Origin of the sequence: Pseudomonas sp. SBB6 (genome assembly GCF_024213215.1) — a bacterium.
Taxonomy (GTDB): Bacteria; Pseudomonadota; Gammaproteobacteria; order Pseudomonadales; family Pseudomonadaceae; genus Aquipseudomonas; species Aquipseudomonas donghuensis.
Genome location: NZ_JANAVH010000007.1, coordinates 267,607 through 280,135, shown reverse-complemented (window position 1 = coordinate 280,135; position 12,529 = coordinate 267,607). Strand labels below are relative to the sequence as shown.

Genomic DNA, 12,529 nt, shown 5'->3' with positions numbered 1-12,529 from the left:
GCAAATGGCGCAAAATGACCTCCAAGACTACTTCTGCCAACGCGGTTTCCGAGCTGACTTCATCCACTCCCGCGTACAGCGCTCCCGGCTCGAGTTACTACAGCCCGCGGGCGCTTAACCCGCAGCAGTACCTGTATTTCACCGAAACCGATATCCAGCGCATCCTCGACAACCTCGACGGCCTGCGCGATCTGGTGTTCCCGCCCAGCGTGCACGTCGAAGACGATGCCCAACTGCGCCTGGACCAGCAGTTCCCTTCGGTGTGCCTGATTGGCCTGGGCCGCTGTGGCTCGAACATCGCCCTGGATGTCGCAGAACTTGTATACAACGCCAGGACCTTCTACCTCAACGAATTCAACAACGAAGACCGCGCGGGCAGCGAACCGAACTACAGCCCGGCACGCTGGATTCGCAACAACCTGCGCCTGGTGCAGAACAAGGGCACCAAACCGGTATTCCTGGTAGAGCCATTGGTCATGCTCGGTGACCTGGACAAGGACATCGCCGGGCGCATCCGCTTCTCGCGCAAGGGCGAGAAGAGCGGCTTTATCCGCGATTACAGCAAGATGAAGATCATGGACCTCTCGGAAGTCCATGCCGGGGGTGCCGGTAACGCGCCGATTCTCGGCCAGTACCTGGCCAAGATCATCCTCAACAAGGAAACCCACCGTTTTTCCAGCGCCGACTGGAAGCTGATCCACTCGTACCTGATCGACTCCTGCGGGATCAAGGCCAACCAGTCGCGCTTGTACTTCTACATCTTCAGCGCCGGCGGTGGTACGGGCTCGGGGATGGCGTCGGAGTTCGGCCTGGCCCAGCAATACTCGTACATGAACAAGACCTTCGATACCAAGCCGGCCGACGAGAACGACGGCAAGAGCGGCCATTCGTTTGTCTTCGAGCCGATCTTCACCAGCGGCATCTGCGTGCTGCCGAACATTTCTGATCACCGCAGTGAAATGTCCGAAGCCCTGCATATCAACGCTGGCCGGCTGCTGTGTAAGTACCTGTCAGAGGAATGGGATTTCTCTTACAACTTCGACAATGAAGACAGCAGCGAAGCCAGCGTCATGGGCCGTATCCGCCCGTGGAACGCCATGATGCTGATCTCCAACGACATCATGCGTTACGCCGAAGAGAACGATGACGGCAACATCCAGAACATCGACGTCAATGCCATGGAGAAGCACGCCAACCAGTACATCTCCCAGCAGATCTTCAACATCCTCACCGCCCAGGCGGTGACCACCGACTACGACCAGAACTACTTCCGTCGCGCCGGCATCGACATTGGCGAAACCATCCGCCTGGATGCCAACGACCTGTTCATGAGCCTGGCCGGCCCCGTGGCCATCGCCTATGCCGAATCGGTGGTACCGGAACAGCCGTCGCCAAGTTCGGATAAATTCAAAGTGTTCGAGAAAGAGCAGCCACGGTTGAACATCGACGACCTGTTCTTCCGTTCCATCGACCTGCCGCACTTCAACAAGGTGACCCAGGCGATCGAAGGCATCAGCCTGTTGCCGATCGAGTCCCGGCGCTACCGCGCCGCCCTCGAGCAGTACCAGGCCTCCGGCTATGACGCGGCAGCGCTGCACGACCTGCACTTTTTCAAGAACTGTTCGTCGGTGGTGTCGATCGTGTCGCTGCCCAAGGACTACAAGCTGTCGTACATGGACCTGAACCGGCTCAAGACGCACCTCAACAGCCTGTTCCCCAACACCACGCTCAAGCGCTACGCGCTGGTCATCGGGGCCTCGGCCAACCTCTCGCTGACCACTCTGATCGCCAAGAGCCCGTGCCTGTCGGACGACTTCCTGACCCTGATCGTGGCCTTCATCAAGCGTTGCTTCGCGCGTAATCCGTACCGTTTCGACGACACCCTGGACAACGCCATCCTCGAATTCATCACCAGCGATGCCTTCGATGAAGACCGCATCGACGACCTGCTCAACGAGTTCGAAAACCCGGCGAAGATCCTCGATACCAACTGGTATGCGATCAAACCGATGTACGAGAAGAAGTACCGCGAACTGATCAACGACAAGAGCAAGTTCGTCTCGATCAATGACATCCGGCTGTCACGCGAATGCGTGAAGAAAGCGGTGAAGTACCTGCGTGAGATTTACCGTCACCGCATCGGCAAGACCCGGGTGATCTCGTTGAACAGCCACACCGGGAAAGTGGATTACTGATTGAAAGCATCGCGGGGCAAGCCCGCTCCTACAGAGATCGCTGTGGGAGCGGGCTTGCCCCGCGATCAGACTGTTACCGCTCTCTCTCGGCACACTCAACTGTTACCAACAGCCACCACGACTGAACAGTCCCGAGCACCAAAACCTTCTCGCTGTGCATTTTCACGCACCATTTTGGCGCGCGATCAGCCGTTGGTCTTTTCCTGAATCACGATAAACGGCGAAACCACCACCGCCCAGATCTCTGGATCGCGGCTCTGAAGGTCTAGCGCCTGCTCTGTAGTGACCGCGCCGACAGTGCCAGCATTACGCCATGCAGCAAAGGTTTCGCTACGGTTTTCGGCCATTGCCTGCGCAACTTCGATCAGGTCCAGGCTAGGGTCGACCCAAATCAGGTCACCCTTGGCCCAAAAACGCTCCAGCGCTTTCCACTCGATTGTTGCTGTCTCGCCGAGCAATTTGGCATAGAGGGTGCTTGGTTGATCAGTCATGGGTTCCTACCAGAAATAATTCGACCGCAATAAAGGTCGGTATTTTTGCAGAAAAACCCAGTTTCAAAATAAGTAATTGATCGACAAGGTGGTAAATGCCCGGGCTCGGCCAGTGAAACTGGCAAAGCAGTGGCGCTTTTATATAACTTTCTGTCGATTAGGCGACACCCCTGGTTTTTGCCCCAGCGGGCCTGCTTTTCAAGCGACAAAGCAGCGCTCTACACTGTACCGGTACAGTTGCCAGGGCCAATCCGGGGGTTATCCGGGTCCGTGACGAGGCGTGGCCTCCCATGGAACCTGATCCGGTCCTCAAGCTCTGGCCGCCAGGACTATAAAAATTACAACAGAATGAGTGGAGCACTATGAGTAAGGCTACTAAGCAGATTTCCAAGCTGTTTGCCGCAATGGTTCTGGCCGGGGTTGCCAGCCATTCGTTTGCAGCCGATACCATCAAGATCGGCATCGCCGGCCCGAAAACCGGTCCGGTCACTCAGTACGGCGACATGCAGTTCGTTGGCGCCAAACAAGCCATCAAGGACATCAACGCCAAGGGCGGCGTCGACGGCAAGATGCTTGAAGCCAAGGAATACGACGACGCGTGCGACCCTAAACAGGCCGTGGCAGTCGCCAACAAAGTGGTCAACGATGGCGTCAAGTTCGTGATCGGCCACCTGTGCTCCAGCTCCACCCAACCCGCTTCCGACATTTACGAAGACGAAGGCGTGATCATGATTACCCCGGCTGCCACCAGCCCGGAAATCACCGCTCGCGGCTACAAGCTGGTCTTCCGCACCATCGGCCTGGACAGCGCCCAGGGCCCTGCCGCCGGCAACTACATCGCCGACCACGTCAAGCCGAAAGTGGTTGCCGTGCTGCACGACAAGCAGCAATACGGTGAAGGCATCGCCACTGCGGTCAAGCAGACCCTGGAAGGCAAAGGCACCAAGGTTGCCGTGTTCGAAGGCCTGAACGCCGGTGACAAGGACTTCTCCTCGATCATCCAGAAGCTCAAGCAAGCCAACGTCGACTTCGTCTACTACGGCGGCTACCACCCAGAGCTGGGCCTGATCCTGCGCCAAGCCCAGGAAAAAGGCCTGAAAGCCAAGTTCATGGGCCCGGAAGGTGTCGGTAACGACTCCATCTCGCAAATCGCCCAGAACGCCTCCGAAGGCCTGCTGGTCACCCTGCCCAAGTCCTTCGACGCCGACCCTGCGAACAAGGCCATCGTTGACGCCATCAAGGCCGACGGCAAAGACCCTAGCGGCCCGTTCGTGTTCCCGGCCTACTCGGCTGTCACGCTGATCGCCGAAGGCATCAAGGCCGCCAAGTCAGAAGACTCCGACAAGGTGGCTGCTGCCATCCACGCCGGTACCTTCAAGACCCCGACCGGCGACCTGTCGTACGACGCCAAGGGCGACCTGAAAGACTTCAAATTCGTGGTCTACGAATGGCATTTCGGCAAACCTAAAACCGAAGTTTCTCCTCAGTAATCCCGTCTGACTATATGACTACAAGCCCACTGTGCGAGCAGTGGGCTTTGTTTTACGAGGTTCATGGGCCTGATTCCCGCGATCCGGGAGCAGGTTCACCTGAAAATCTTAAAACCGTCACCAGCGGTTCGCTGGCAGTTGCCTGTGCCGAAGTGGCCAAGACCACAAGACCGGGCCGGGGGCATCCCCACCAGTGAAATGCGTATCAGGTTTTTAGGAGCGCTGTAATGCCTGAGATCTATCACTTCTTCCAACAGCTGGTTAATGGTCTGACCATTGGCAGCACCTATGCCTTGATAGCCATTGGCTACACAATGGTTTACGGCATCATTGGAATGATCAACTTCGCCCATGGCGAGGTCTATATGATCGGTTCCTACGTGGCCTTCATCGCCCTTGCCGGGCTTGCCATGATGGGTATCGATTCACTGCCGCTGCTGATGACCGCCGCGTTCATCGCGACGATCGTCGTTACCAGTGCCTATGGCTACAGTATCGAACGGGTCGCCTACCGTCCGTTGCGTAACAGCAACCGGTTGATCCCGCTGATTTCTGCCATCGGCATGTCGATTTTCCTGCAAAACACCGTATTGCTATCCCAGGACTCCAAGGACAAGTCCATACCCAACCTGATCCCTGGGAGTATCTCCTTCGGCCCGGGCGGCGCAGAGGAAGTGCTGATCTCCTACATGCAGATCCTGGTTTTCATCGTCACCCTGGTGGCCATGACCGGTTTGACCCTGTTCATCTCCCGCTCGCGTCTGGGCCGGGCCTGCCGGGCCTGTGCCGAAGACATCAAGATGGCCAACCTGTTGGGCATCAATACCAACAACATCATCGCCCTGACCTTCGTCATCGGTGCCGCCCTGGCGGCGGTGGCGGCCGTGCTGCTGAGCATGCAGTACGGGGTGATCAACCCCAACGCCGGTTTCCTGGTGGGCCTGAAGGCCTTTACCGCGGCGGTATTGGGCGGCATCGGCAGCATTCCGGGCGCCATGCTCGGCGGGCTGGTGCTGGGGGTGGCTGAAGCCTTTGGCGCCGATATCTTCGGTGACCAGTACAAGGACGTTGTGGCGTTCGGCCTTTTGGTTCTGGTGCTGTTGTTCCGTCCGACCGGCATTCTCGGCCGTCCGGAGGTTGAAAAAGTATGAACAGACATCTCAAATCGGCGTTTTTCAGCGCCTTGCTGGTCTGGGCCGTGGCCTTCCCGGTACTTGGCCTGAAACTCAGCATCGTCGGCATCAACCTGGAAGTACACGGCCAGGGGCCACTGACCCTGTCGATCATCGCCGCCTGCTCGGTGCTGATGTTCCTGCGCGTGCTGTTCGACAAGCAGTGGAGCGGCCTGATGAAGTCAGCGCCCAAGGGCCCGCTGGTATCGCCCAAGGTCAGCCACTTCCTGACCCTGCCGCGGACCCAGCGCTACATCATCCTCGGCCTGATCGCCGTGGCCCTGGTGTGGCCGTTCTTCGGCTCGCGCGGCGCGGTCGACATCGCCACCCTGATCCTGATCTACGTGTTGCTGGGCCTGGGCCTGAACATCGTGGTCGGCCTGGCTGGCCTGCTTGACCTGGGTTATGTCGGCTTCTACGCCGTCGGCGCCTACAGCTACGCCCTGCTGTCGCACTACTACGGCCTGAGCTTCTGGGTCTGCCTGCCGATCGCCGGCCTGATGTCGGCGACCTTCGGCTTCCTGCTCGGTTTCCCGGTGTTGCGCTTGCGCGGTGACTACCTGGCCATCGTGACCCTGGGTTTCGGTGAGATCATCCGCCTGTTCCTGCGTAACCTCACCGGCCTGACCGGTGGTCCCAACGGGATCAGCAACATCGAGAAACCGACCTTCTTCGGCCTGACCTTCGAACGCAAGGCCGCCGAGGGCATGCAGACCTTCCACGAGTTCTTCGGCCTGCAGTACAACTCGATCAACAAGGTGATCTTCCTCTACCTGGTGGCACTGCTGCTGGCGTTGCTGGCGCTGTTCGTGATCAACCGGCTGCTGCGCATGCCGATCGGTCGCGCCTGGGAAGCCCTGCGTGAAGACGAGATCGCCTGCCGTGCACTGGGCCTGAACCCTACCGTGATCAAGCTCTCGGCGTTCACCCTGGGTGCCTGCTTCGCCGGGTTCGCCGGCAGCTTCTTCGCCGCCCGCCAGGGCCTGGTGACACCGGAGTCGTTCACCTTCATCGAGTCGGCCATCATCCTGGCCATCGTCGTGCTCGGCGGCATGGGCTCGCAACTGGGCGTGATCCTCGCGGCCGTTGTGATGATCCTGCTGCCGGAACTGATGCGTGACTTCAGCGAATACCGCATGTTGATGTTCGGTGCGCTGATGGTGTTGATGATGATCTGGCGTCCGCAAGGCCTGCTGCCTATGCAACGTCCACATATGGAGCTGCGTCGATGAGCCGCGAAATTCTGCAAGTCAACGGCCTGAGCATGCGCTTCGGCGGCTTGTTGGCGGTCAACGGCGTGGCCCTGACCGTCAAGGAAAAACAGGTGGTGGCGTTGATCGGCCCGAACGGCGCCGGCAAGACCACGGTGTTCAACTGCCTGACCGGTTTCTACAAGCCGAGCGCCGGCAGCATCCTGCTCGACGGCCAGCCGATCCAGGGCCTGGCCGGCCATCAGATCGCCCGCAAGGGTGTGGTGCGGACCTTCCAGAACGTGCGTCTGTTCAAAGAGATGACCGCCCTGGAGAACCTGCTGATCGCCCAGCACCGGCACCTGAACACCAACTTCTTCGCCGGCCTGCTGAAGACCCCGGGGTTTCGTCGCAGCGAGCGCGAAGCCATGGACTTCGCCCAGTTCTGGCTGGACAAGGTCAACCTCACCGAGTTCGCCAACCGTACTGCCGGCACCCTGGCCTATGGTCAGCAACGGCGCCTGGAAATCGCCCGCTGCATGATGACCCGCCCGCGGATCCTGATGCTCGACGAACCGGCGGCGGGCCTGAACCCGAAGGAGACCGAAGACCTCAAGGCGCTGATCAGCATGTTGCGTGAGGAGCACAACGTCACCGTGCTGCTGATCGAACACGACATGAAGCTGGTGATGAGCATCTCCGACCACATCGTGGTGATCAACCAGGGCACGCCCCTGGCCGACGGTACGCCGGAACAGATCCGCGACAACCCTGAAGTGATCAAAGCCTACCTGGGGGAAGCGTAAATGCTGCAGTTCGAAAACGTTTCCACCTTCTACGGCAAGATCCAGGCCTTGCACAGCGTCAACGTCGAGATCCGCCAGGGCGAGATCGTCACCCTGATCGGCGCCAACGGTGCCGGCAAGTCGACCCTGCTGATGACCCTCTGCGGCTCGCCGCAGGCCCACAGCGGCAGTATCCGCTACCTGGGCGAAGAGCTCGTCGGCCAGTCATCCTCGCACATCATGCGCAAGAGCATCGCCGTGGTCCCTGAGGGCCGCCGCGTGTTCGCCCGCCTGACCGTGGAGGAGAACCTGGCCATGGGCGGCTTCTTCACCAGCAAGGGCGATTACCAGGAGCAGATGGACAAGGTCCTGCAACTGTTCCCGCGCCTGAAGGAGCGCTTCAGCCAGCGTGGCGGCACCATGTCCGGCGGCGAACAGCAGATGCTCGCCATTGGCCGTGCACTGATGAGCAAGCCCAAGCTGCTATTGCTCGACGAGCCATCGTTGGGCTTGGCGCCGATCATCATCCAGCAGATCTTCGACATCATCGAGCAGCTACGCCGCGATGGCGTGACGGTGTTCCTGGTCGAACAGAACGCCAACCAGGCGCTGAAAGTCGCTGACCGTGCCTATGTGCTGGAAAACGGCCGGGTGGTGATGGAAGGTACCGGTGAAGCGTTGCTGACCGACCCGAAGGTTCGCGACGCCTACCTGGGCGGTTGATAGCCAAGGCTGCATGCTCCAACAGGAAAAAGGCCTTCGGGCCTTTTTTCTTGCCCGCTGTAACGCCTCCACGGCAAGGGACTCTAGTGCTGCAGGTGAGCCAGAACCGCTGGCTCTTGCCTCCTCTGACTACTGGAGCCTCATCATGAACAAGACCCTCAGCGCCGCCGCACTCATCCTCTCCCTCGGTTCGAGCCTGGCCTTCCTGCCCGCGGTACACGCAGCCGACGACATGAAAATGAGCAAGGAAGCGAGCATGGACAAGGACATGAAAATGGACAAGAAAATGGCCGACGACAAAAAGATGGACATGAGCAACGACAAGAAAATGGACAAGACGATGCCCAAGGACGACAAGATGATGAAAAACGAAATGCACGACGACAAAATGTAACCCCCTAAAGGGTCCGTAGCGCCTGGCTGCTGCGCCGGAACCAGGCCAGCAGGTAATCGGCCAGCACTTGGACCCGCCTGGGCATCCCGCCCTGATAGGGGTGCACCAGAAACAACGGTACGCTGCGCGTCTGATAGTCGCGCAGCAACCACTGCAAGCGACCGTCAGCGAGCTCCGCATGCAGCATGTACGATGGCAGCCGGGCAACCCCCGCGCCCAGCAGCGCCGCCTTCTTCAGCAAGCTGTAATGATTGCTGGCAAAACTGCCAGCCACCTGCACCCGCAACAGTTCGTGCTGCTGGTGATACAACCACTCTTCACGGCCGCTGTAGTGGCTGTTGAGCAGACAGCGATGGCCGCTCAACTCGCTCGGCGTCTTCGGCTCCCCATGGCGCTGCAGGTAACCAGGGCTGGCACAGGTAAGTTCCTGCATGGCCAGCACCGGGCGGGCGACCAGGCGCGCGTCATCCTGGACGTCGGTTCGAATCGCCAGGTCGAAGCCATCACCCAGCAGGTCGCGGTAACCGTTGTTCAGCTCAAGCTCTACCTGCAAATCCGGGTAGCGCGTGGCGAACTCCAGCAACAGCCCTTCAAAAAACGTCTCGCCCAAGGACACCGGCACGGTGATACGCACCGGTCCCGCCAGTTCGTCCTTGAGCATGGCCAGGGTCTGCCGCGCCCCTTCCATCTGCCGCACCAGTGCCTGCGCCTGGGGCAGCAACATGGCGCCGGCAGCCGTCAGGCTCAGCCGCCGTGTCGTGCGGTGCAGCAACTTCACCGAATGGCTGGCCTCCAGGGCACTGATGCGCTTGGACAGCTGCCCCTTGCTCCAGCCCAGTTGTTGCGCGGCCAGGGTGAAACTGCCGGCATCCATCAACACGGCAAAGGCCGCCAGGTCATCGAGGTCGCTCATGGATTGTTTCCACATGAAAACCAAAGGTTGCCTATTAGCACGCTTATCTGCAGAAAAATCCACCCTAGACTTGAGCCTTGTCTTCACTACCCATGAGGAAGGGCCCCATGAAAATCCTGTTGATCGGCGCCAGCGGTACCATCGGTTCGGCGGTTGCCAAAGAGCTGGAACAACGCCACGAAGTGCTGCGCATCGGCCGCAACAGCGGCGACTATCAGGTGGACATCAGCGACAGCGCTTCGATTCGCCGCTTGTTCGAACAGACCGGCCGCTTCGATGCCCTGGTCTGCGCCGCTGGCAACGTGACCTTCGCGGCCCTGGAGGAAATGAGCGCGGAGCACTTCGCCCTGGGCCTGAACGACAAGCTCATGGGCCAGGTCAACCTGCTGCTGATCGGTCGCGAGTTCATCAACGATGGCGGCTCGTTCACCTTCACCAGCGGCATTCTCAACCGTGACCCGATTCGTACCGGCACTTCAGCCGCCTTGGTCAACGGTGCCCTGGATGCCTTCGTCAAAGCCGCCGCCATCGAGTTGCCCCGTGGCCTGCGGGTCAACGCCATCAGCCCTAACGTGCTGGTCGAGGCCATGCCAACCTATGCCCCGTACTTCCGTGGTTTCAAACCAGTGCCGGCCGCCGACGTGGCACTGGCCTATGCCAAGAGTGTCGAAGGTTTGCAAACCGGCCAGAGCTACCAGGTCGGCTAGACCCTTGTGATCGGCGACAAGCCTGCGTAACGTGGCGGCACCTTTTGCTCGAGATGCTGGAGTTTGCTTGATGCGTGCCGCCCCTTCGCTGTTGCTTGTCGCTGTGTTGCCGCTGTTTGCCGGCTGCCAGATGCTGGCTGAAAAGCCCCAGGCTGCCTCTACCGCCGGCCAGACCCGCATGCAGGGCGAACTGAGCGCCCAGGGTGGGCAACTGCTGTTCAAACCCTGCGAAGAAACCCGCCGCTTTGCCGTCAATGACAGCGGCAACACCGGCCTGCTGCAGGAAGCCAGTGCACTGGCGGCAACCCCCGGCACCTTGTTCGCCGACGTACGCGGCACGCTGTCGGCCAGCCAGAAAGGCGGCAACGACGGCCAGTTCAATGTGCAGCGCCTGTACCGCGTCGAGCATTCCAGCAGCGCCTGCAGCGACCCCAACTTCAAGCGCCTGACCCTGCGCGCCAGCGGCCACGCGCCGGACTGGAGCCTCAAGGCCAGCGGCAAAGGCATGGTCCTGGAGCGCGTCGGCCAACCGTCCCTGGCCGTACCCTACCTGGAAGAACAACTGCCCGACGGCCGCTTCAGCCTCAATACCGAAGCCAATGGCCAGAAAGTCGAACTCTGGGTCGCCCCACAACGCTGCGTCGACAGCGCCACCGGCAGTGTGCAGCACCTGAGGGCCGAACTGCGGGTCGACGGCCAGACCCTGCGCGGCTGCGCCTATTACGGTGGCTCGCGCAACGACTGATCATCGGCGCACGCGTTTAACCTGCCTGCAAAGGCGGCGAACAGCTTATACTTGGCGGTTTGTGTAAAGCCGCCGGCCGTTCATGGCCGGGATACTGGACCCTGCCATGTTACGAATCACCGAACTGAAGCTGCCGCTGGATCATCCTGATGAAGCCTTGCGCGAGGCCATCGTGCAACGCTTGGGGATCAGCGACGAGCAACTGCTGGACTTCACCCTGTTCAAGCGCAGCTACGATGCACGCAAGAAGAACAGCGAGCTGCTGTTCATCTACACCATCGACCTGCAAGCGAGCAACGAAGCCGAACTGCTGCAAAAGTTCGCCGACGATCACAACGTCAACGTCGCCCCGGATGTCAGCTACAAAGTGGTTGGCCAGGCCCCTGCCGACCTGCAGGAGCGCCCCATCGTCGTCGGCTTCGGCCCGTGCGGGATCTTCGCCGGCCTGCTGTTGGCGCAGATGGGCTTCAAGCCGATCATCCTCGAGCGCGGCAAGGAAGTCCGCCAGCGCACCAAGGACACCTGGGGCCTGTGGCGCAAAAGCGTGCTCAACCCCGAGTCGAACGTGCAGTTCGGCGAAGGCGGCGCCGGGACCTTCTCCGACGGCAAGCTGTACAGCCAGATCAAGGACCCGCAGCACCACGGCCGCAAGGTGCTGCATGAGTTCGTCAAAGCCGGTGCGCCGGATGAGATTCTCTACGTCAGCAAGCCGCACATCGGTACCTTCCGCCTGACCGGCATGGTTGAGAACATGCGCCACGAGATCCAGGCGTTGGGCGGCGAAGTGCGCTTCGAGCAAAAGGTCACCGACCTGCTGATGGACGACGGCCAGCTCAATGGCGTGGTGCTGGCAAGCGGCGAACAGCTGCACTCGCACCACGTGGTCCTGGCCCTGGGCCACAGTGCCCGTGACACTTTCCGCATGCTGCATGCCCGTGGCGTGTTCATGGAGGCCAAGCCGTTCTCCATCGGCTTTCGTATCGAGCACCCGCAATCGCTGATCGACCAGGCGCGCCTGGGCAAGTACGCCGGCCACCCGAAACTGGGCGCTGCCGACTACAAGCTGGTGCACCACGCCAAGAACGGCCGTTCGGTCTACAGCTTCTGCATGTGCCCGGGCGGCACCGTGGTTGCTGCTACCAGCGAGCCGGGCCGAGTCGTGACCAACGGCATGAGCCAGTACTCGCGTAACGAGCGCAATGCCAACTCCGGTATCGTCGTTGGCATCACCCCTGAGCAAGATTATCCGGGCGGCCCGCTGGCCGGTATCGAGTTGCAGGAAAAGCTCGAAGCCCACGCGTATGTGCTGGGGGGCAGCAACTACCAGGCGCCGGCGCAACTGGTCGGTGACTTTGTCGCCGGGCGACCCTCCACGGCTATTGGCAGTGTCGAGCCTTCGTACAAGCCTGGCATCAGCCTTGGCGACCTGGCACCGAGCCTGCCTGATTTTGCCATCGAGGCGATTCGTGAAGCGTTGCCGGCCTTCGATCGGCAGATCAAGGGCTACAACCTGCCTGACGCGGTGCTGACCGGTATCGAAACCCGCACCTCATCGCCGCTGCGTATCACCCGCGATGCCAGCATGCAGAGCCTGAACCTCAAGGGCCTGTTCCCAGCGGGTGAAGGCGCAGGTTATGCCGGCGGGATCCTGTCGGCGGGTGTTGACGGGGTTCGCATTGCTGAAGCGGTGGCGCGCAGTATGCTGGGCTTGCAGGCCTGATTCA

Annotated in this window: 12 protein-coding genes; 10 read left to right on the top strand and 2 right to left on the bottom strand. The window is 60.5% G+C overall.

From position 1 onward, the window contains the following. Nucleotides 1-14 precede the first annotated feature (14 nt). Complete coding sequence (locus NLX68_RS16385) at nucleotides 15-2,195, top strand: hypothetical protein (RefSeq protein WP_254284816.1); 2,181 nt, start codon at nucleotides 15-17, stop codon at nucleotides 2,193-2,195. Between the two features lie 185 nt (nucleotides 2,196-2,380). Here NLX68_RS16385 and NLX68_RS16380 read toward each other — a convergent pair whose 3' ends face one another. Continuing rightward, on the bottom strand, nucleotides 2,381-2,686 hold the full coding sequence (locus NLX68_RS16380) for a DUF2288 domain-containing protein (RefSeq protein WP_010221093.1): 306 nt from the start codon (nucleotides 2,684-2,686) through the stop codon (nucleotides 2,381-2,383). A 362-nt stretch (nucleotides 2,687-3,048) separates the two neighbouring features. On the opposite strand from NLX68_RS16380, the gene NLX68_RS16375 reads away from it, so the two are divergent. The 6 genes from NLX68_RS16375 to NLX68_RS16350 all read left to right on the top strand — a co-directional run bounded on the left by NLX68_RS16375 (nucleotide 3,049) and on the right by NLX68_RS16350 (nucleotide 8,440). After that, nucleotides 3,049-4,176, top strand: a complete 1,128-nt coding sequence (locus tag NLX68_RS16375) for a branched-chain amino acid ABC transporter substrate-binding protein (protein ID WP_010221092.1) — start codon at nucleotides 3,049-3,051, stop codon at nucleotides 4,174-4,176. Between the two features lie 227 nt (nucleotides 4,177-4,403). Continuing rightward, nucleotides 4,404-5,327 carry a high-affinity branched-chain amino acid ABC transporter permease LivH gene (gene livH / locus NLX68_RS16370; RefSeq protein WP_010221091.1) on the top strand — a complete coding sequence of 308 codons (924 nt, stop codon included), beginning with the start codon at nucleotides 4,404-4,406 and terminating at the stop codon, nucleotides 5,325-5,327. After that, nucleotides 5,324-6,580, top strand: coding sequence for a high-affinity branched-chain amino acid ABC transporter permease LivM (locus tag NLX68_RS16365; protein WP_254284815.1), 1,257 nt, complete (start codon nucleotides 5,324-5,326; stop codon nucleotides 6,578-6,580). Before livH ends, NLX68_RS16365 begins: the two co-directional genes overlap by 4 nt. Then, entirely contained in the window at nucleotides 6,577-7,344 is a 768-nt protein-coding gene (gene livG / locus NLX68_RS16360) for a high-affinity branched-chain amino acid ABC transporter ATP-binding protein LivG (RefSeq protein ID WP_254284814.1), read from the top strand. Before NLX68_RS16365 ends, livG begins: the two co-directional genes overlap by 4 nt. Continuing rightward, a complete protein-coding gene (locus NLX68_RS16355; RefSeq protein ID WP_010221088.1) occupies nucleotides 7,345-8,046 on the top strand; it encodes an ABC transporter ATP-binding protein in 702 nt (233 codons plus the stop codon). Nucleotides 8,047-8,191: 145 nt separating this feature from the next. Then, nucleotides 8,192-8,440 (top strand): hypothetical protein, encoded by a 249-nt coding sequence (locus NLX68_RS16350; protein ID WP_254284813.1) that lies wholly within the window; start codon nucleotides 8,192-8,194, stop codon nucleotides 8,438-8,440. A 4-nt stretch (nucleotides 8,441-8,444) separates the two neighbouring features. On the opposite strand, the gene NLX68_RS16345 is transcribed toward NLX68_RS16350, so the two are convergent. Next, nucleotides 8,445-9,353: a LysR family transcriptional regulator gene (locus NLX68_RS16345; RefSeq protein ID WP_254284812.1), complete on the bottom strand. Its 909-nt coding sequence runs from the start codon at nucleotides 9,351-9,353 to the stop codon at nucleotides 8,445-8,447. 107 nt (nucleotides 9,354-9,460) lie between these two features. Here NLX68_RS16345 and NLX68_RS16340 point away from each other — a divergent pair, with 107 nt between their 5' ends. The 3 genes from NLX68_RS16340 to NLX68_RS16330 all read left to right on the top strand — a co-directional run bounded on the left by NLX68_RS16340 (nucleotide 9,461) and on the right by NLX68_RS16330 (nucleotide 12,525). Further along, nucleotides 9,461-10,060 carry a short chain dehydrogenase gene (locus NLX68_RS16340; RefSeq protein ID WP_254284811.1) on the top strand — a complete coding sequence of 200 codons (600 nt, stop codon included), beginning with the start codon at nucleotides 9,461-9,463 and terminating at the stop codon, nucleotides 10,058-10,060. 70 nt (nucleotides 10,061-10,130) lie between these two features. Then, on the top strand, nucleotides 10,131-10,805 hold the full coding sequence (locus NLX68_RS16335; RefSeq protein WP_254284810.1) for a COG3650 family protein: 675 nt from the start codon (nucleotides 10,131-10,133) through the stop codon (nucleotides 10,803-10,805). Between the two features lie 106 nt (nucleotides 10,806-10,911). Beyond that, nucleotides 10,912-12,525, top strand: coding sequence for an NAD(P)/FAD-dependent oxidoreductase (locus NLX68_RS16330; protein ID WP_254284809.1), 1,614 nt, complete (start codon nucleotides 10,912-10,914; stop codon nucleotides 12,523-12,525). Nucleotides 12,526-12,529: the final 4 nt, after the last annotated feature.